The sequence below is a fragment of the Pandoraea sp. XY-2 genome (assembly GCF_004193915.1).
Lineage (GTDB): Bacteria > Pseudomonadota > Gammaproteobacteria > Burkholderiales > Burkholderiaceae > Pandoraea > Pandoraea cepalis.
In genome coordinates this window covers 1,157,806-1,177,380 of record NZ_CP030849.1, presented here as the reverse complement: position 1 = coordinate 1,177,380, position 19,575 = coordinate 1,157,806, and the positions used below count along the sequence as shown (strand labels likewise).

Genomic DNA, 19,575 nt, shown 5'->3' with positions numbered 1-19,575 from the left:
CCCCAACTATCGATCGAACAACATGATTGAATTCAAATGGGATCACCTTCAGCTATGTTCTGCAGACGCTGAAGCCACGGCAGCGTGGTTTGCCCGGTGCCTGAATGCGGAAGTCGTTCGACGTCCAGGGCGAGTGGATTTGCGCATCGGGTCCATCAACTTATTCATCACCCAACTGTCCTGCGCGCATACGACCGAAATCTCACGTGGCACGCGCACGCAAGGCATCGATCATTTCGGCGTGACCGTCGATGATCTCGATGCCGCCTTCGACCACCTCAAGGCCTGCGAAGCCGACATCGTCGAGCCGATCAAGCCGGTCCGTGCCGGCGTCCGGGCACTTTTTGTGAAGTCTCCGGGCGAGATCCTCATTGAAATCCTTGAGCGCAAGCCCAGCGAGATGACTTTTACTTGAAGAGCCGTCAATATTGAGGCGCCCCCTCGGGACTCGCTCGAAACGAGCGAGTCCCGCTGCCCGTTTTGAGCGCCCTGTCCCATACCGAACGCCCATTCCATGCGAACCTGGATCACGTTGACCGAAGCGGCCCGACAGTTGGGCGTGCAAGCGCAGACGATCTACGCCTACGTCAGCCGAGGCAACATCGCCGTCATGCCGGACCCCGCCGACCCGCGCAAGAGCTTGTATCTCGCAGAGGACGTGGCGATCCTTTGCCGAAAGAAGCAAGTCGGCCGCAAACGCGCCGCCCTTGCCGCAGGCACGATATTCGGCGCCGAGCCTTGCATCCACAGCGCAATCACTACGTTTTCCAAAGGGCGCGCGTACTACCGCGGGCGCGATAGCATTCGCCTGTCACAGACATCGACGCTCGAAGACGTTGCCGCCATCCTGTGGAATGCACGATCGCCAATTGCCTTTGACATTGACGGAAACCCGCTGCAGTGGGAAGAGCGCGGCAGACAGTGCGCTTTCATGTCCTTGGCCGCGCTTGCCGCGAACGGTCACTCGACACACGGCCGAACCGACCGGGCACTGCATACCGAGGCAGGCCACCTGGTCGCGCTCGTCTCCCAAGCGTTTGGTGCGAAATGCAACGAGAAGGCGACGCTCACGCATGAACGACTGGCGCTTGGATGGGGGCAAGGAAGCGAAGGCACCGACCTTATTCGCAGAGCCCTGGTACTCGTTGCCGACCATGAGCTAACCAGTTCGGCCTTTGCCGCAAGAATCACAGCATCCACCGGCGCATCGCTGCCGGGATGCCTGCTCACCGGGCTGGCGGCCTTCTCAGGCCCGTTGCACGGCGACGCCTCAGGCCGTGTCCGTGCCGTGTTCGATCACGTAGAGCGAGTGGGGGCGGAAAGCGTGGTGGCCCATCACTTACAGTCGGCCATCCCGATCCCTGGGTTCAGCCATCATCTCTATCCCGAAGGTGACCCGCGCGCTCAGGCGTTGCTGGAGCGCCTCGATCCCCCCGACGAACTGGCGTCATTTATCGAGAAGGTGATCCGTTTGACGGGGCTTCAACCGAACATCGATGTCGCGCTTGCCGTTCTGGCTTCTCAACTCAAGCTTCCACGCGACGCCTCCTTCGCCCTATTCGCCACCGCCCGAAGTGTCGGCCTGCTTGCGCACAGCATGGAGCAGCTCAAGGTCGGAAAGGTGATCCGACCGCGCGGACGCTACACCGGCCCCGTTCTCGAGGACGTGGATTCGGTGCCCCCCAAAGACGATGGCAATGGCTTGCCTGACGCGGCGACCGTCGACCGAAATCGCGTATTCAAGACGATCATCCGCTAGCTGAGATCCCGCCGGTTCACCCTATCGTAACGGCGGACACGATCTCACACTCGGTTGGATGAGCCCGCCCCGCGCGGGCACTCGGGACATGGGCAATATTTCAACGCGCATTGATTACCGAGGACGACCCGTAGTAGCATACGCAACTTAATTAATAATAATTCTCATTTCTATTTTTATTATCCTCGATGCGCCGCCTCCAGAATTACGCTGCACTGCCGCTGGTCTTCATCGCGGCGTCGCCGCTCGCCTTCGCGCAGGCCACGTCTACTGACGTGGCGAGTTCGGCTGCCTTGAGCGCAACGAACGCCGACACCGCCACGCCCGACGCCACGTCCATGAGTGCATCTGACACCGTTGCGCTGCCCGCAGTGTCTGTCAGTGCGAGCGGCGCGCCCCGCACCGCGTTCGACATGCCGGCGGACGCCCAGGTCACGAAGTCGTCGGTGCCTTTGAGCGAGACGCCGCAATCGATCAGCGTCGTCACGCGCGATTTGATGGACGCGCAACAGGTCCAGACGCTCAACGACGCGCTGCACGACGTGCCCGGGGTGATCTCGGGCACGTACGGCAGACGGGGCTGGGACGACTTCATCATTCGCGGCCAAACGGCGTCGGATTCCGTGTATCTCGACGGCCTGCGCACGGCCATCAACAATCGCTTCGCCGAAGAAACCTTCGGTCTGCAGCAGATCGAAGTGATCAAGGGACCGGCTACGTTGCTTTCCGGACTCGTGCTGCCGGGCGGCATGGTCAACATGGTCAGCAAGCGCCCAGAAGCCGACACGTTCGCCAACGTCGATGCCACCGTGGGCAGTCACGGCTTCTACCAGAGCACCATCGACATGGGCACGCCGCTCTCGGAGAACGGCAAGGCCGCATTTCGTATCAATGCGCTCGCGACGAACAGCCACGACGCCACCGACTATGTCTGGTCGCGCAATCGTTATATCGCGCCGTCGCTATCACTTGATCTCGGCCCGCGCACGGAATTCACGATCCTGACGAGCTATCAGGAACGCGACTACCTCCGCCAACAAGGCCTGCCGTGGTCCGGCACGCTGATCCCGAATAAGAACGGAAGCCTGTCCCGCAACACCTTCACGGGCGAGCCCGGTGAGCGGCCCTACTCGGGGCACGAGGCACGTATCGGCTACCGCTTCGCCCACCATTTCGACTCGGGCTGGACCGTGAACCAGAATGCTCGCTGGCAACAGTTCGCGCTGGGCGGCCAGCTCGTCGCCAATGGAAAGGTCGCCTCGAACGGCTACACGCTGAGCCGCACGGCCACCGATTCGCAATGGTCCGGCGACACGCTCTCGCTGGACAATAACGCGCAGAAGACCTTTGACACCGCGTTAGGCCGCCACGAGATCACCCTCGGCATGGACTACATGCGCGGGCGCGAAGACGTCACCACCACCACGTGCTCGGTCGGCTCGATCAACATGTACGCCCCGGTCTACACGGGTGCGATCACGTGTCCATCCACGCCGCGAACGCGCGCGTACACCACGATCCGCGATCTGGGTGTCTACGCGCGCGATCAGATCGCACTCGGCCAGCGCTGGCGCGTGCTGGCGGGCATGCGCTACGACAGTGCGTCGAGCAACGTCCTCAACAAGCTGACCGACACCACGAGCGGCAACCCGTCGAATGCCACCACGGGCTCGCTTGCGCTGATGTACGAGCTGTTCCCCGGCGTGCGCCCTTATGTGAGCTACGCGACCTCGTTCTATCCAAACAGCGGCGCGGACGTGAGCGGCAACGCCTTCGATCCGGAAACCGGCAAGCAGTGGGAAGCGGGGGTGAAGTTCGACGTCCAGAAGGGCCACACGAGTGTGACGCTCGCGGCATTCGACCTGCGCCGCCGCAACGTGCTGGAGAGCGACCCGAACAACGACGGCTACAGCATTGCCGTGGGCGAGGAGCATTCGCGCGGCGTCGAATTCAGCTTCAACAGCGCGCCGACAAACCGGTTGAGCGTGACCGGTGGCTACGCCTACACCTCGGCCGTGATCGCCGACGACGGAGGCCAGACACCGTCGACTAACGGCGTGCGTATCAACAACGTGCCGCGTCACAGTTTCAACCTGTTCGCGCGCTACCAATTGCCGGGCGAACTGCGCCGCTGGGAGATCAACGGTGGCTTGCGCGGCCAGAGCAACCTCTATGCGTATGGCTACACGATTCCGGGCTTCGTGGTCAGCGACGTGGGCGTGCGCTACACCGCACCAAGCTGGCATGCCGCACTGAAGCTGAGGAACATCTTCAACAAGCATTACTACACGGGCGGTCTGAGCAATGCCGTGGCGCTGGGAGACGATCGCTCGGTGATGCTCACGCTGGGATACCGCTATTGAAGCTCGCGATGCGCAGACCGCCCCATGGACGACAGGCACCCGCCTCCCGCACGGTTGCACCCCGCTCCGTCCAGAAAGTTGCCCCCGCCGGAAGGGCTTTCGCGCCCGACGCCCCGAGTAACACGAGCCCCGGGGTACGCCCCACGCATCGATTCGGGAAATGCGCCGAGCCTTTCGTACGGTGACGTTTATCCCGCGTGATTCGGACGTTGCTGAAACTCAAGTGACTTCACGGCTGGGATGATAGAAGCGTCCCCCCCACATGGGTGGGGGCGACTTCTGGGAGCAACCTATGCGCGATTCGAATGATGAGAACGTGAAATCCCGAGGTGCAGGCATGGCGAGGCGATTCGGGACGAGCGAGACACCGGACATGCCGAAGCCGCTGTCAAGAAAGGGCTATGTCGTCTGGTTCCACGACCACTGCGAATATCTGGGACTCGCATGGAACGAGTCGGCGCAGGAGATAGAAAGAGCCCACGTGGCAAATGCCGATCATGCGATCTACTTCGAGACTTTCGCCCAGGCGGCCGTCGCCAGCGACAAGTTCATCAGCCCCTGTCGGGTGCTCCATTCTCCCGGGCCCGGCAAACGACCCAAGCTTATGCCCTAGACAACGTGACGGCCCATCACCGTAGTTGGGCCGTTACGCCTGCGATTTATGCGGCGCCGGTTCCCGTGTTACTTTTACGGCAACGTTACTGCGTGTGAGGTGTGGCCATGTACACCGTAATGGGCATCACGGGGCGAGTGGGCAGCGTGCTGGGGGACGACCTTCTCAAGGCAGGTCTACCGTTGCGGGTCGTCGTCCCCGATGCTGTCAAATCAAGCCGATGGGCCGCACTCGGCGGTGAGTTTGCCGTCGCGGAAAACGACGACGTCGACGCCCTCACCCACGCGTTTCGCGGCAGCGAAGCCGTATTCGTGATGCTCCCACCGAACGCAGACCCCGAGCCGGACTTCTCGCATGCGCGGCACCTGATCGACGCGATTCGGCAAGCGCTGGCCGCCACTCGCCCGAAACGCGTGGTGTGCCTGTCGAGCATCGGTGCCGACTGCGAAATGCCCAGCCTGCTCACCGCGCTGCGCTTGTTCGAGGCGGCGATGCTCTCGTTATCGCTGCCGGTGACGTTCCTGCGCCCGGCGTGGCTGATGGAGAACTTTGCGTGGGACATCGAGCCCGCTCGCGAACGCGGGGAGCTGCCGAGCTATTTGCAACCTGTGGATCGGGCGCTTCCGATGGTCTCGGCAAGCGACGTCGGCCATATCGCGGCGCGCGCCATGCAGACGCCGTTCAGCGACAACCCAATCTGGGAAATCGAAGGCCCGAGCGTTATTCGCCCGACGACATCGCCGCCGCACTCGCCCGTGCGCTCGTTCGCGACGTCAGCGCCGAGGCGGTGCCCCGAGCGGGCTGGGATCCGCTTTTTCGCGCGCAAGGCATGCGCAACCCGCTGCCACGTATCCAGATGCTCGACGGATTCAACAACGGCGACTTCCGCTTCCGCGACGACGGCAAACATGCGCTGCGTGGCGGTGTCACACTCGTCGAGGCAATCGCCGCATTGGTGCGCGAAAGCTGACACCGGCGACGGGCGTCAGGCCATCCCCACTCCGCTAACGGTCTCTGCAAACCGGCACTTGTGCGAGCAGTTCACGCCAATGTTGGGCCCAATCGCCGTCGTGCGCGACCCCGCGCACCGTGACCGTCGTCACACAGGATCCCCCCGCAGCAGCCGCGAAGCGCCGCGCGACTTCCGGCGGCACGATCGTATCCTGCGCGCTGCTGAAATGGATCTGCGCAATTCCTGCGATTCGCCGCGCCACGTCGATAGGATTACGAGACGCCGGCATCGGCGAGACGTGATGCAGCCGATTGATGTACTCGGTGTCGAGGTTGCCCGCGACCGTGCGCAGCGCGGCGACGTCGTGGCGGCGCGCTGCGATCAGTACTGCAATGGCGCCGCCGCCCGAGTAGCCGACAAGTTCCACGGGCTGCCCAGGGGTACGGGCCACGAGTTGATCGACTGCCGCGTTCATCGATTCGATCACTTCGGGGGCGAACCGCTTGCCGGTCCAATACGCGACGGCGCAGCGGGGATTGTCCTGCATCGGCGTAAATTGGCAGGGTCGCGCCAGATAGGCGACGTTGTCGGCGGCCTTCGCGGACGAATCTGCGGCGGCCAGCGCCAGCCCCGTTGCCGCGACCGGCGTGGGGTCCAGCGACGGCTCACTGCGCGAAACCCAGGCCAATCCATCGCCTTCAATGTAGATGCGCAGAGGCTTGTCAGGGCGGGTAATGCGCGAGAACACGGTAAGGCGGAAATCGCCCGCCGTCAGCACTTCCCGGTGCAGTCCCGCCGGTCCGGCCAACGCATCGGCATGCGCGTCTCGATCCACACTGGCACACCCGGACGCCAGCGATAGGGCAGCCAGTGCCGCAACGTAACGCTTCCCGCGCTGCCACCCTGCAAGCATGGCGTTCATGGCGCTCGGCCGCGCCCTTCGGTCAAATCGCGCCATCACGCCATTCCACCACAAAGTGCTTGAGTGTCCGCGCCATGCGTTCGACCACGGGTTGCCAGTGTGCGCGGGCCTCCTGGCGGAACAGACGCATCCCCGGATACCAGGGCGAGTCGTCGCGACCGAGCAGCCAGCGCCAGTCGGGAACAAACGGCAACAGCACCCATACCGGACGTCCCATCGCGCCGGCCAGATGAACGGGCGACGAATCGACCGACACCAACAAATCCGCGAGATGCAAAATCGCCGCAGTGTCCTCGAAATCGCGGATCCCGTCGCTCAGCGACACCATCGACATGCCTTCGGGGGCGTGCTTGCCTGCGAGGCCGCCGGCCCCTTCTGAATCGAAAGGAACGTCGCGCCACTCGCCCCCAACGGGCCGAGTTGTGCAAGCGACACGGACCGGTTGCCGTCGTTGACGTGTTCGGGGCGCCCCGCCCACGCCACGGCGACCCACGGTCGCGGCACGTCGGCCAATTTTTCGCGCCAATGGGCGACGCGCTCGGGGTCGGCGCTCAGGTACGATTCTTCGCCCGGCAGATCGGCGAGTGTCAAGCCCATCGCCATTGGCAGGCTCATCAGTTCGCAATGCTGATCGAACGTCACCGGCAACGTACCGCGAGCGACGATATCGTCATCGCCCCACATGCGCCTGGCGATCGGCAAGGCTTGCGGATTGACCTCCAGGATCACGCGCGCCTGACTGCGCTCACGCGCCCAGCGCGCCATGCGCAGGAACTGGAACGTGTCTCCGTAGCCCTGCTCGTCGTGGATGAGGAGCGTTTGGCCGGGAATCGGTCTGCCGTCCCAACGCGGGCGTTGCACCTTGCGCTCAATGGACTGCGTATGTTCGAGGCTGTAGCGATGGCGATACTCGCGCCAACCACGCTCGAAGTCGCCGAGCAGGAGCAACGTCTCGGCGAGATCGAAGCGGTTGGACAGATCGCCAGGCACCTGACGAGCCAGCCTGTCGAGTATGTCTCGTGCCTCGTGCACCTTGCCTTGCGCACGCAAGACCATCGCAAGCAACCGCCACATCAGCACGGGCGCGGTCTCGGCGCCCACGACCTCGCGCAGCATCGACTCAGCCCTTTCGTACGCGTGTGCATGGACACACGCCACGATGGCGTCGTGAACCGAGGTCAAATCCGGCGGCGTGGCCGGCAACCGCGGCACCGAGGGCGGGACACCGTCGACGAGCGCCGGGCGATTGCGCGTTACCCTCTGCGCCTCGACAAGCGCAAGCGCAGCCCGCGCATCGTGACTCTCCGGCTGGAGCGCGAGCGCATCGCGAGCACAAGCGAGTGCGTCGTCCAGCCGCCCCACCAGCGGCAGAATCCGGGCACGCGTCACGAGCGTGGAGAAATGCTGGGGGGCGAACGCCGACATGATCTCCACGACCTGCAACCCCGCCGTCACGTCCCCACTGGAAACTTCAATGTCGGCAAGATTACGGTAGGCGTCGACGAACGACGGATCCAGCTCAATGGCGCGGCCCGCCAGCGTTCGCGCTTCCGTAAAGCGCTGCTGTGCGCTCAGCAGCGACGCCAGATTGCTGTGCACGTCTGCGCGTAGCGGGTCGATGTCAAGAGCGCGCAGATAGTGCGTCTCGGCGGACGCCGGACGCCCCAGCAAGCGCGCGGTATTCCCGAGATTGTTCTGCGCATCGGCCGACGCGGGCAACAGTTCGCTCACGCGGGTGAGGCATGCCATGCTCTGATCGAGCTGTCCGACCTCCTGCAACACTATTCCGAGGTTGTTCCACCCGGCAGCAAACGCCGGATCGATCTCGACGGACCGGCGCGCCGCCGCCAGCGCCTCATCGAGCCGGCCCGCCTGCCGGCACATCTCGGCCAGATCGGACCAACTGGACGCCGGCGCACCGGGCGCCCGGCAGGTGGTGCGCAGATGGTCGATCGCCATGTCGCGCTTGCCATAGGCATGGGCCATGAGGCCGAGGAGATAATGCGCGTCCGGGTGCTCGGGCGACGCTTCCAGCACGCGCCGACACAGGACTTCGGCCTGGGGCACCTGTCCCGCCTGCCAATGCGAATGGGCTAACGCAATCGCCTGAGCGAAGGTCAGCATTCCGGGAGTCGAAGCAGCAGCAGACATCGAGAGGCGGTCGGGAGACGGTAGGCACTGCGCGATACTTCCACGGCGGTCGCGGCCATGTCAATCGTTGCGACCGCCGGACTCGTACGAACGTTTCCGAATACACACGACGCGCACGACGCTCAGAAGCGCTGTTGTACGCGCACAATCCCCGTGTGCGACACAAAGCCGGCCCCCGCTTGCAGGTCGTAGCGAATCGAGGCACTCAGGTTGTTCGCTTTCATCAGGGTCAGGCCCAGCGAGATATCGGCCAGGTCCGACACCGGCGTAGCGCCCACGGTCGTGAACGCCGTCTGGCCGGACGGATCCGCGGCGAAGCTCGCGCCCGTCGTTTGACGCGTACGGTTGTACTCATGCAGCCAACGCACGCTCAGTTCGGGCACCCACATACCCCTCGCCGTTTCGAATGGCAAGGCGACCTTCGCCCCAGCGCGCTACGCACCGAACTAGCGCCGACACGGCCGACCGTAAGCGCCGAGCCATTGCCGCCAGTTTCGGTATAGCCGTTCTGGTTCAGATAGCCATATGTGACGCCCGCCAGCGGCGTGACGATGGCACGTCCCAGCGCCAGTGGCCAGCCGAATTCGGCGCCGAACACGTATTGTTGACCGTTGAAGTTGCCATGGGCCACGCCGTTGAAGCCCGGCATCGATACCGATCGCGTCGTATCGTAGTGTTGCAGCACCGCCGAGCCTGACAGGTTCACGTACCACGGCTCGCCGGTGTAAGCGGCGTACCCAATGAGGCCGTACCCGTTCACGCCGGTCGCATTGCCCGAGGTGCTACCGTCATTGTCGATCGCCGTGCGCGAGAACTGGACCGCTCCTCCCGCGCGCCAACGCTCGCCGAACGCACGGTCAGCACCGATGACCAATCCACCGTAGTTGGCGCTGTAGCCGTCGACGTCGTTACGCGCCGACTGGCTGGCGTGACCGCCGAAGGCCTGTCCCCAGACGCCCCAGTTGGCTGCGCTATCGCCCGTCGCAATCCCGGTGCCCCCGGCCTGCGCTACGCGCAGGCTGTTGACGTGCGCACCGACCACGCCCAGCGATTCGAATGTGGCCGCGCCTGCGGCACGCGTATTCTGCGCCGGGGCAAGTTGCTTGCCGACCCGATTGGCCGAGTCCGTCGAACCGCCGCTCAGCGATCCGAGTGCCGCGTTGTACAGATTCAGCAGTTGGGCGTCGCTCACCCCGGTGTAGCCCAGCAAGCCCCGCAGCGACGACTGCGCGTTGGGTGCCGACGCGAGCAAGGCGTTGGTGCGAGGGTCGGCGGGCGGTGTCGTACCGGTGCCGCCGCCGTTGTCGGAACCGGCATTCGTATCCGAGATCAACGTCACGACCAGATCCTGCCGACTGCCGTTAGCGACCGTGGCGCCGGACGCGCCGAGCGTCGACGAACCGTTGACGCGATAAACCAGCGAACCTTCGTTGTAGGTGGCCGAGCCTGCCGTGTCGATCACGACATAGCGCTGCCCCGCCGCAAACGAATAGCCGAGCGACTGCAAGGCGATGCTCGAACCCGCTGCCAGTGTCGTGTTGCCGCTCACAACCAGGCGCCCGTAGCCGCTGTCGGTCGTCAAGTCGCCGGTCGTAACCGCATTGCCTGCCACACCGATCTGAAGCGTAGCACCTGCCGCCTGCGCGTAATCTCCTGAGACCTGGATGGCATTGTTCACTTGCAATACCGACGCGTCGTTGAACGCCGTTCGTGTGCCAGCGAGGTTCAGGTGGTCGTTAAGCAGGAGATTGCCGCCGTTGAAGTGTATATCGGCGAGCGAGCTGGAAAGGGTTCCGGGAACAGCACTGCCGAAACCCGTGAGGGTGCCCTGCGCTGCGCCCGACGCCCCCGCGATGGACAAGGCTTGCGTGCCGGAATGGGAAATGTTGCCCGCAATGATGCCGGCGTTATTGATCTGGCCGATCGTGGCCGCTGCGGAGGCATTCGCGATGGCCTCGCCGGCGCTGGAAATGAGCCCGCCCGCGAGATTGTTGATGGTACCGATCGAGTCCTCGTTGTAAATGCCGTAGTTCCCGCCCGAAATCGTTCCAGCGTTGTTGATCGTGCCAATGATGCCGTGATAGGTCGTGCCACCGATCACGGTACCGCGGTTGTCGATGCCGGCGCCGGAGCCGAGCCCACTGGTGCCATCGATCAGGCCAAGGGGCAGGTTGTCGATCGTCGTGAGGGTCGCGCTTCGGTTCATCACCCCGCTTTGCGCGCCCGTAATGGTGCCGCTGTTCGTCAGCGTGCCCAACTGCGTCGATACACTGCCCATGAACGAGGCCACGCCATAACGGCCCGAGATAGTCCCCGTGTTGGTCAATTGGCCGAGATGCGACGTATTCTCCACCCCATACCCGTTGGCGGCGGAGATCGAGCCGGAATTGAATGCGGACGCCAGTGTGCCGGCGTTGTCGATGCCCGCGTTGCTCGGCGAGAAAATCAACCCGCTGTTCTCGAGACGCGTCACATTGCCCCGCGGCGAAATCAGCAATGCGTTACCGCCGACCAGCGTGCCAGCGTTCGAAATTGTCCCGAACGTGTTCGCGATTTGGGCGAACGTCGTGCCTGTGATCGACAGGATCGTGCCGTCGTAGCGCCAATTCGTCGACGAAGTGGTGTCCGCCTGACCGGCAACGAGAAACGTGCGACCATCCATGATGGCGGCCAGCGGGATTGCCCACACCGGTCCTGTGTTCAGCGAAGCCGCTGCAACGACGGCAGCGACCGCCGCTTTGCGCACACGGCGATGGTCCGCCGAGCGCGACGTTCCGCCGTGACCGCCAGCCACTTCGGACGCGACCTGATGCGTGCCCAGACTGGCGCTCCATACCACACGATAGATGCGATTCATTCGATTTCCCGGAATACGGCTTTCAGATTGCAACGCGTTGACTCGTGAATTCGGAAACGTCGTGCGCGCAGCGACCGACACATAGGCGCAAGACCTCTGTCACGGCAGGGAAGGCCGGCCGTATCGGTCAGAAGGATTGGATGCGTGAGCGCCGCGGCACACGCTCGCTACGGCATGAGCGCGGTCTGATTCAAGGCGATGACGTGGCCTGCTTCTGGGGCAGGATCACCGATGCTGCGAGAAGCGGCACGAAACATTCGAACGACCCCGTGTTTGTTCACCTGTACGACGCGCTTGACAGCGCTTGTCATTTTTTAGTCCGCGAATCCTTCCATACCCTTTACCGACTGTCAATCGGCATTTTTTCGCCGGTCGGCAGGCTCCCACAGGCTTGCGCTACACTCGGCTAACCTAACCAAGATAGGAAATACGCATGAGCACCCTCATCGAAAACATCGCGGTGACGCGCAACGACGGCCGCGCCGCGACCTTGGGCGACTATACGGGACGCGTGCGTCTGGTGGTCAACGTCGCGTCGAAGTGCGGCCTCACACCGCAGTACGAGGGCCTTGAACGCTTGTATGAAGACAAGCGCGCCGCCGGCCTCGAAGTCCTCGCCTTCCCCGCCAATAACTTCAAGGGTCAGGAGCCCGGCACCGATGCCGAGATCCTCGACTTCTGCACCACGCAGTACAACGTCACGTTCCCGCTGTTCGCCAAGCTCTCGGCACTGGGCGACGACCGTCACCCGCTCTACACGGCGCTTGTCGAAGCACAGCCCGAAGCGATCGGCGAAGGCCCGTTCCGCGAGCGTCTCAAAGGCTTCGGCGTAGTCCGCGAGAACCCGGCCGACGTGTTGTGGAATTTCGAGAAGTTTCTCATCGGACGCAACGGACAGGTCGTGGCCCGCTTCTCACCAGACGTCAAGGCCGACGACCCGCGTCTGGTCGCCGCCGTCGACGCGGAATTGGCGAAGTAATCGCACCATGCAAAAAGGGGCAGCGCAAACGCGTGCCCCCTCGTGCCACAAGCGTCGGCAGGACGGTTGCCGGCGCGCCATGAGCGCCCTCCGAAACGACCTCACGTCTGGCAAGGTCGATCCGGGCCTCATGACGCCACATCGCGCGCCGGTTCCCGCTTCTCGCGACAACTCGTGAAACACGGCGCGTCATCCCCCCGGGACTGACGCGTCCGCGATGACTCGACTCAGCGCTTGGCCGTGTCAGTCATGAACTTGCCGGTCGGCGCTTCGCTCCCCTTTTTCTGACGACGCGTGTTGCCGTCGAGTCCGCCGTCCACCGCCCATTCGGCAAATACCGTCGGCCCCGGCTCGAAGTCGCGCGGCTGCCATTCCGGCGTAAGGATGTCCTCATCGGCGTAATACTCGATGAGCGCGCCGCACGGATTCTTGAAGTACCAGAAATACGCCGACGAAATCGGGTGACGCCCCGGGCCCAACTGGGTTTCCCATCCGCAGCGGTCGATGTGCATGCCGCCGCCGAATACTTCGTGGATGTCGCGCACGGTGAACGCCACATGGTTCAGCCCGCGCTTGCCGTTCGGCAACGCCAGCAGGAACAGATCGTGATGGCCGCCGTGCGGCGCGCAACGCATGAACGCACCACGATCCGGATAGCGATCCGACAGCTCGAAGCCGAGCTTCGTTTCGTAGAACGCTTGCGTGGCCGCGAGCGCGTTGGTGAAGAACACGACATGCCCCACTTCGATCGGCTGAGCACGCTCATACACCGGGCTCGGCGTGTTCACGCGCTGCGCCGCGATCCCCCACGGATTGCTCAATGCGCCCTTCACGTCCACGGCCCGCTTGGCAGTCACTTCCACCCGCACGGCCAGACCGTTGGGATCGATGCAACCCGTCGCACCGTCCTTGAAGAAATAGCCTGGCTGGTCGGCGAAGCGGTCTGCGATAGCGGCCACTTCCTCGGCCGTCGTCACGCCCCACGTCACTTCGCGCAGCGTCGGTCCATCTTCCATCGCCGGCGGCAGCGACGGATCGTCGTGACGCACGGCCAGCACACGGCAACCGTTCAGCGTTTCGAAGCGCGCGCCGTGCGCGTCGGCGGACACCTCGGTCAGGCCCCAGTCGCCCAGGAAGCGACGGCAGGTGTCGAGGTCGGTGACCCCGTAGGTAATTTGTTCGATGCCCAGAATCGTCATGACAGTCTCGGGTAGGGGTTCAAGGTGGGAGCGGTCACAGATCCAGCGTCAGACGGTCGCCCTTGCAACCGGACACGCAAATCATCATGACCTTGTTCCCGGCGCGCTCAGCCGCGCTCAGCACCGAATCACGGTGATCGGGGCAGCCTTCGAGGACGCGCGTCTCGCAAGCGCCGCACACGCCTTCCATGCAGCTATGTTCCGCGTCGATACCCGCGGCGAGCAACGTCTCGAGCAGCGTCGCCCCGGCCGGCACGCTCAGCTCCTTGCCGGACTTCGCGAGCTTCACCACATAGCCCTCGGACGTCGCGGGCGGCGGTGCATCCGGCGCCGCGGCGAAACGCTCGATATGCACGTTGGCGATACCGGCTTCGGCACAGGCCGCCTCGAAGGCGTCGAGCATCACGCCGGGCCCGCAGCAGTATGCATGCGTGCCCGCCGGTTGCCCGGACAGAAACGCGGCGAGCGACGCCGGCTTGCCGCCATGCTGGTCGTCGAAGTGATAGGTGATGTCGCCGCCCAACGCGTTCAGTTCGTCGATGAAAGCGGCTTGCGGCGCCGTGCGTGCGCAATACATCAGCTTGACGTTGCGACCGAGCGCACGCAGGCGTCGATACATACAGAGAATCGGCGTCACCCCGATGCCGCCCGCGACGAGCACGGTATGCTCGGCGGTGGCGTCAAGCTCGAAGTGATTGCGCGGCTCGGAAATCTCCAGCGTCATCCCCACGCGGAAATTGTCGTGGATGAAGCGCGAGCCGCCACGGCTTTTCGGATCGGCAAGAATGCCGAGTACGTAGCGATTCGGCTCTCCCGGCGCATTCACGAGCGAATAGCTTCGCACCAGCCCGCTCGGCAGATGCAGATCGATGTGCGCGCCCGGCGTGAAGTCGGGAAACGGGGTGTCGCTGCCCACCGCAGGCACGAGTTCGATGCTCATGATGCCCGCCGCTTCGAAGCGAAGCGTGCGCACCATTGCCGACAGGTTTGACTTGCTCATAACGCCGCTCTCTGATGTTGCTGATTCTCTTGACGTCCGCCGGCTAAGCCCGCGGCGGACAAATCGATGTCGAGACGTGCGAACGCCTCGATTTCCACGCGCAGCTCCGGAAAGACCAGTGCGCTCACTTGCACGAGCGTCGAACAGGGGTAAGCTCCGCCGTTCGCCGCCACTTCCGCAAAAAACTCGCGACGGGCCCGTCCGACCTCATCCTTGTCGGCAATGTCGGTCACGTACACCACGAGCTTGTAGATGTTGGCGAGACTGCCGCCGCCCGCCTCGACCAACGCGCGGATCTTGCCGAGCACCACGCGCGTTTGCTCGTAGGTCGTAAGCGGCTCGGCGGCATCGCGCGTGGCCGGGTGCGCGGTCATGCCCGACATCAGGATGTCATTGCCCGCGCGAATGCCGTTGCTCCAGGTCGCCGTACCCAGATCGGGCACGGCCTGGGCACGGATACGCTCGGCCTTGATGAATGGGTCGATGGGCATGAAGCGTCTCGCGCGGCTTACGCCTTGCCCTGCGCAATGCGCTCGAGTTCCGCCTTCGCCAGGTTCTTCAGATGGCGACGCAGACGCACGATACCCATGTCGTGTTGATACAGATGCTCGCTCTGGTTGGCATCCGGCTCCATATCTTCGAGCATGACGCGATCCTGTTCGAGCACCGCCCAGTGGCGCGCTTCGAGACGGTTGCGATACAGGAAGCGCCACGTATCGCGTTGCCAGCCGTCGAGCTTGCGGCAGCGCCAGTGGAACACGGCGGCCAGCGTCGGCGAGACCGGCGTGTAGCTGCCCACGATCACGAAGTTGCCGCCGGGGCCGCCCGTCTTCGGGTAGGGAATCTCCAAACGCATCCAGTGCGTGCCGGTATCGGCCCACTCGGTCCAGTCGAAGTTCACATCGCGCTGGCCTTCCTTTTCGAAGACGAAGCCGCGGTCGGTGTCGCGAATGCGGAAGGCCGCCGTGTTGTCGCCTTCGGCCATCGAGTGCGACTGCTTGTGCAGATACGTGCCGTGCATCGGGTCCATCACGTTGTCGAGCACGTACCGGTAGTCGCCCTTCCACTCGGTGTAGCACAGGAACGACGAGTACTCGCCGTCGGCATCGAGTTCCTCGGGCAACACGAGCGGCGGCGGCGTGTCGATGTTTTCGGTGGCGTTGTAGAGCCAGATCGCGTCGTTGCGCTCGACGATGTGATACGCCTGCGTCGGACGCGAACCTTCGAGCTTGCAGCCCGGGCTACCCGGCACGCGCATCACGGTGCCGTCACAGCGCACTTGCACGCCGTGATAACCGCAGGCGATGCGATCGCCCATCACGATGCCCTTGGACAGCGGGGCGCCACGGTGCGGGCAATGATCATCGAGGGCATGCACCTGGTTGTCCTGATCGCGCCAGAACACCAGCTTCTTGCCCAGGCGGCGCAGCGAGACCGGCTCGCGGCCAACCATGTGCGACGGGCAAATCGGATACCAGAGGTTCTTCAGGCCGCGCTCGAGAATGGCGTCGGCAGTGAGGATAGGCTGTTGCGTAGTCATGGGGGACGTCTCCATCGCGATCGCTGCGCACGCGCGGCGTGCAGCGATCGAACTCTGTGATGTTGTTACTCTTCGGCCATTCGGGCGATCTGCGCGGTGTACACCGCCTCGGTCCACACGTCGCCCGCTTGCGGGCCGGGGCCCGTGCGATTCAGGTAGGCCACCAGCCCAGCCAGATCGTGTGTGCCGGCGGCATAGGCGCGCTCGATGGCGTCGCCCAGCAGGCTTTCGTATTGCGTCGGCTCATGGCGACGCGCTTGGTGCGGTTCGAGATAGCGGTCCATCATTTCCCTCCATGGCGAACCCGTTCGCGAATGCGCGCGTGCACGGGTACAAAATCGTAAGTCGGATAGCATTCGGTGCGAAACACGCCCCAGGCCGAGCGCTCCAGCTCGACGTTGACCGTCGGCAGCAGGTGCGGCGGCAGTTCCAGCGTGACGATCTGGCCAAAGCCCATCGCCACCGTCCACGACACCACCGTCACACCGGCCGGCGGGAAGCGCTCCCACCATTCGGCCGCCTTCAGGCGTTCCTGGAATTCGTCCAGATTGTTTGACTGATCGTGACGCAGGAACACCGTCAGCAACATCGTGTCGGGCTGGGTGGCCGCAGCGGCGCCCGGGGCGTTTTCGTTCATGTGGCGTCTCGCGTTATTGCACGAACTGGTTGGTGAACAGGTCGGCCAGGTTCGACTTTTCGCGAATGATCTTCTCCTGCATATAGAAATCCTGCAGCTTCGTCACACGCGCCGGATCGAACGCACCGAGACGCTCCTGACCCGGATACACGTTGCGGGCGTAATACGTCAGGATCTTCTCGATCTCGGCTTCCTTGCCCTTGTAGCCGGGCACGGTCGCGCAGTATTCCTTGGCCGCGGCCGCCGGGTCGCGCATGATCTCGGCCACCGACTTGATCGTGGCACGAACGAACTTGCGGACCATCTCCGGCTTCTCGGCAATGGTCTTGTCCGAAGCCAGAATCGCCTGCGCCATGCCCGGGAAATACTTGTCGGTCGAGGTCATCGTGACCTTCACGCCGGCATCTTCGATATTCTGCGCCCACTCCGGCGTGCCCACCATCGCGTCGGCCTTGCCCGTGGCGACCTGCTGCCACACACCCGCCGGGCCAGCGCCCTGGATGCGCGCATCGGTACGCGTGAGACCCGCGGAGGCGAGCAGGCCCAGCGTCGCGTAGAAGCCGGTGTCTTGATAGGACAGCACCGTGATCGTCTTGCCCTTCAGGTCGGCGGGCGATTTGATGTTCGCATCGTTGCGCACGACCAACTGGTGCAGCGTGCGACCGCCCAGCAGCGCCACGCCCTTGATGGGAATGCCGTTCGGACGCAGCACGATCGGGGTGTCGCCCAGGCCGCCGCCCAGATCGCCATTACCGGAGGCGAGCTGCTTGCCGACGTCGGCACCGCCTTGCACGGTCAGCCAGCGCACCGACAACCCTTCCGCCGCGTAGTAGCCCTTCTTCTCGGCCAGCATCAGCGGCGCGAAGGCCGGCAGGTTGGCCGGCGCCGGGAGCAGATAGGTAATCTGCTGGGTAGCCGGCTGCGCCATCACCGGCGCCGCCAGGCTCGTGAGTCCCGCCACGGCGCACAGGCCAACAGCACGACGCGCGCGGCGCGCCAACGATCCACGGAAAATCGACAACATATCTCTGCCTCGCTCAAGTATCGGATGACCGCAATACCCTGTGCATTGCGGCGTGTTCTGCCACTGACTGACGTTCAGACCTTGCCCGCCCACGCGAGCGGACTGTCGTTGATGCCCCAATAGAGGCTCTTCTGGTTCGTGTACTCCAGCAACCCCAGACGCCCCTTCTCACGCCCCATGCCACTCTCTTTCCAGCCGCCGAACGGCGTCGAGATCGAAAACTGCTTGTAGGTGTTGATCCAGACTGTGCCGGTCTCGAGCGCACGCCCGATCCGCCAGGCGCGCTTGAAGTCGCGTGTCCAGATCCCGGCCGCAAGACCGTAGACGCTGTCGTTGGCCTCGGCCAAAAGGTCGTCTTCGTTCTCGAACGGCAGCACGGCCAGCACCGGGCCGAAGATTTCTTCCTGCACCATGCGTGCCTGGTTCGTCAGACCCGCGATGATGGTCGGCTGATAGAAGTAGCCCTTCTCGCGGCCGTCGCCCGCCGCACGCTCGCCACCGCACAACAGGCGGCCGCCCTCTTCCAGCCCGATGGCGACATAGCGCTCGATCGACTCGCGATGCGACGCCGTCACCAGCGGCCCCATCTGCGTGTCTTCGCGCAGCGGATCGCCCACGCGGAGTTGCTTCGCGCCGGCCACCAGGCGCTCGACGAACGTGTCGAAAATGGCCTTGTGCACGAAAAGACGCGAGCCTGCGATGCACGATTCGCCCGACGAGCTGAAGATGCCGTAGAGCACACCGGCCACCGCATGATCGATGTCGGCGTCTTCGAAAACGATGGTCGGCGACTTGCCACCGAGTTCAAGCGAGACCGGCATGAGCTTTTCCGCTGCCAGCCGTGCAATGCCGCGGCCGACTTCGGTGCCGCCGGTGAAGGCGACTTTCTTGACCTTGGGATGACGCACGAGGATGTCGCCGATGACCGAGCCCTTGCCCGGCAGTACCGACAGCACGCCGCGCGGCACACCGGCCGCTTCGCAGATGCGGCCGAGTTCGAGCGAAGCGAGCGGCGTGACTTCCGCTGGCTTGAGCACCACGGCATTGCCCGCGGCGAGCGCCGGGGCAAGCTTCTGCGCGTCCGAGGCAATCGGCGAATTCCACGGCGTGATGGCGGCAACAACGCCGAGCGGCTCGTGCACGCTCATCGTCAGGTAGTCGCCGCGCGACGGCGTGAGCGTTTCCTCCAGCGTCTCAAGACACGAGGCGAAGTAACGGAACGTGCTTGATGCGCTGGCGACGAGCGCGCGCGTCTCGCTGATCGGCTTGCCGTTGTCGCGTCGTTGCAAATGCGCCAGCGCTTCGGCGCGCTGCGTAATGCCGTCGGCCACGCGATGCAGCACGGCGGCGCGCTGATGCGGCTTCAAGCCCGCCCAGTCGGCGCGACGCCAGGCCGCATCGGCCGCCTCGACGGCGTCGATCGCATCTTCGGCGCCCGCCGCCGCGATCTCGGCATTCACGCTCTCGTCGGCCGGATACAGGCTCTGATAGCGCTTGCCGGTGCCGGCGCGCCATTCGCCGCCGACCAGAATGTCGCTCGAAAACCCTTGCAGCAAATCTTGATGGCTCATGATGCTCT

The 19,575-nt window shown here is 64.1% G+C and carries 18 protein-coding genes and 2 pseudogenes; 7 read left to right on the top strand and 13 right to left on the bottom strand.

Features of this window, described 5'->3' with window-relative positions:
- Positions 1-22: 22 nt before the first annotated feature.
- Both DRB87_RS05470 and DRB87_RS05465 read left to right on the top strand, forming a co-directional pair.
- A complete protein-coding gene (locus DRB87_RS05470; protein WP_130025163.1) occupies positions 23-415 on the top strand; it encodes a VOC family protein in 393 nt (130 codons plus the stop codon).
- A 99-nt stretch (positions 416-514) separates the two neighbouring features.
- Positions 515-1,759, top strand: coding sequence for a citrate synthase (locus DRB87_RS05465; protein ID WP_130025162.1), 1,245 nt, complete (start codon positions 515-517; stop codon positions 1,757-1,759).
- A 205-nt stretch (positions 1,760-1,964) separates the two neighbouring features.
- Here DRB87_RS05465 and DRB87_RS23430 read toward each other — a convergent pair whose 3' ends face one another.
- Complete coding sequence (locus tag DRB87_RS23430) at positions 1,965-2,246, bottom strand: hypothetical protein (RefSeq protein ID WP_240756194.1); 282 nt, start codon at positions 2,244-2,246, stop codon at positions 1,965-1,967.
- A gap of 10 nt (positions 2,247-2,256) precedes the next feature.
- Between DRB87_RS23430 and DRB87_RS05460 the strand changes: the two genes are divergently transcribed.
- The 4 genes and pseudogenes from DRB87_RS05460 to DRB87_RS23420 all read left to right on the top strand — a co-directional run bounded on the left by DRB87_RS05460 (position 2,257) and on the right by DRB87_RS23420 (position 5,705).
- Positions 2,257-4,122: a TonB-dependent siderophore receptor gene (locus DRB87_RS05460; protein WP_240756193.1), complete on the top strand. Its 1,866-nt coding sequence runs from the start codon at positions 2,257-2,259 to the stop codon at positions 4,120-4,122.
- Between the two features lie 292 nt (positions 4,123-4,414).
- Positions 4,415-4,735, top strand: a complete 321-nt coding sequence (locus DRB87_RS05455; RefSeq protein WP_130025160.1) for a hypothetical protein — start codon at positions 4,415-4,417, stop codon at positions 4,733-4,735.
- A gap of 107 nt (positions 4,736-4,842) precedes the next feature.
- Positions 4,843-5,355: pseudogene (locus DRB87_RS23425) on the top strand (NAD(P)H-binding protein); the annotation flags it as partial.
- Positions 5,289-5,705, top strand: a complete 417-nt coding sequence (locus DRB87_RS23420) for a hypothetical protein (RefSeq protein WP_240756192.1) — start codon at positions 5,289-5,291, stop codon at positions 5,703-5,705. The pseudogene DRB87_RS23425 and the gene DRB87_RS23420, both read left to right, overlap by 67 nt.
- A gap of 34 nt (positions 5,706-5,739) precedes the next feature.
- Here DRB87_RS23420 and DRB87_RS05445 read toward each other — a convergent pair whose 3' ends face one another.
- The 4 genes and pseudogenes from DRB87_RS05445 to DRB87_RS05430 all read right to left on the bottom strand — a co-directional run bounded on the left by DRB87_RS05445 (position 5,740) and on the right by DRB87_RS05430 (position 11,617).
- Complete coding sequence (locus DRB87_RS05445) at positions 5,740-6,609, bottom strand: alpha/beta hydrolase (protein WP_130025159.1); 870 nt, start codon at positions 6,607-6,609, stop codon at positions 5,740-5,742.
- 22 nt (positions 6,610-6,631) lie between these two features.
- The gene (locus DRB87_RS23415; protein WP_240756191.1) at positions 6,632-6,937 is read right to left on the bottom strand and encodes a glycosyltransferase family 9 protein; all 306 of its coding nucleotides are present in this window, start codon (positions 6,935-6,937) and stop codon (positions 6,632-6,634) included.
- Entirely contained in the window at positions 6,925-8,733 is a 1,809-nt protein-coding gene (locus DRB87_RS05440) for a tetratricopeptide repeat protein (protein WP_240756190.1), read from the bottom strand. The genes DRB87_RS23415 and DRB87_RS05440 overlap by 13 nt, the downstream gene beginning before the upstream one ends.
- 149 nt (positions 8,734-8,882) lie before the next feature.
- Positions 8,883-11,617: pseudogene (locus DRB87_RS05430) on the bottom strand (autotransporter domain-containing protein).
- Positions 11,618-12,050: 433 nt separating this feature from the next.
- Here DRB87_RS05430 and DRB87_RS05425 point away from each other — a divergent pair.
- Entirely contained in the window at positions 12,051-12,596 is a 546-nt protein-coding gene (locus DRB87_RS05425; RefSeq protein ID WP_130025157.1) for a glutathione peroxidase, read from the top strand.
- A 227-nt stretch (positions 12,597-12,823) separates the two neighbouring features.
- Here DRB87_RS05425 and DRB87_RS05420 read toward each other — a convergent pair whose 3' ends face one another.
- From DRB87_RS05420 to DRB87_RS05385, 8 genes are all read right to left on the bottom strand, one after another.
- A complete protein-coding gene (locus DRB87_RS05420; protein ID WP_130025156.1) occupies positions 12,824-13,795 on the bottom strand; it encodes a VOC family protein in 972 nt (323 codons plus the stop codon).
- A gap of 34 nt (positions 13,796-13,829) precedes the next feature.
- Entirely contained in the window at positions 13,830-14,795 is a 966-nt protein-coding gene (locus tag DRB87_RS05415) for a PDR/VanB family oxidoreductase (RefSeq protein ID WP_130025155.1), read from the bottom strand.
- Positions 14,792-15,286 carry a RidA family protein gene (locus DRB87_RS05410; RefSeq protein WP_130025154.1) on the bottom strand — a complete coding sequence of 165 codons (495 nt, stop codon included), beginning with the start codon at positions 15,284-15,286 and terminating at the stop codon, positions 14,792-14,794. The genes DRB87_RS05415 and DRB87_RS05410 overlap by 4 nt, the downstream gene beginning before the upstream one ends.
- A 17-nt stretch (positions 15,287-15,303) precedes the next feature.
- On the bottom strand, positions 15,304-16,335 hold the full coding sequence (locus DRB87_RS05405) for an aromatic ring-hydroxylating dioxygenase subunit alpha (protein ID WP_017235334.1): 1,032 nt from the start codon (positions 16,333-16,335) through the stop codon (positions 15,304-15,306).
- 65 nt (positions 16,336-16,400) lie between these two features.
- On the bottom strand, positions 16,401-16,619 hold the full coding sequence (locus DRB87_RS05400; RefSeq protein WP_017235333.1) for a recombinase-like helix-turn-helix domain-containing protein: 219 nt from the start codon (positions 16,617-16,619) through the stop codon (positions 16,401-16,403).
- A complete protein-coding gene (locus DRB87_RS05395; RefSeq protein ID WP_130025153.1) occupies positions 16,619-16,972 on the bottom strand; it encodes a hypothetical protein in 354 nt (117 codons plus the stop codon). The genes DRB87_RS05400 and DRB87_RS05395 overlap by 1 nt, the downstream gene beginning before the upstream one ends.
- A gap of 13 nt (positions 16,973-16,985) precedes the next feature.
- Positions 16,986-17,996: an ABC transporter substrate-binding protein gene (locus DRB87_RS05390; protein ID WP_130025152.1), complete on the bottom strand. Its 1,011-nt coding sequence runs from the start codon at positions 17,994-17,996 to the stop codon at positions 16,986-16,988.
- Between the two features lie 74 nt (positions 17,997-18,070).
- On the bottom strand, positions 18,071-19,567 hold the full coding sequence (locus DRB87_RS05385) for an aldehyde dehydrogenase (RefSeq protein WP_130025151.1): 1,497 nt from the start codon (positions 19,565-19,567) through the stop codon (positions 18,071-18,073).
- Positions 19,568-19,575 lie beyond the last annotated feature (8 nt).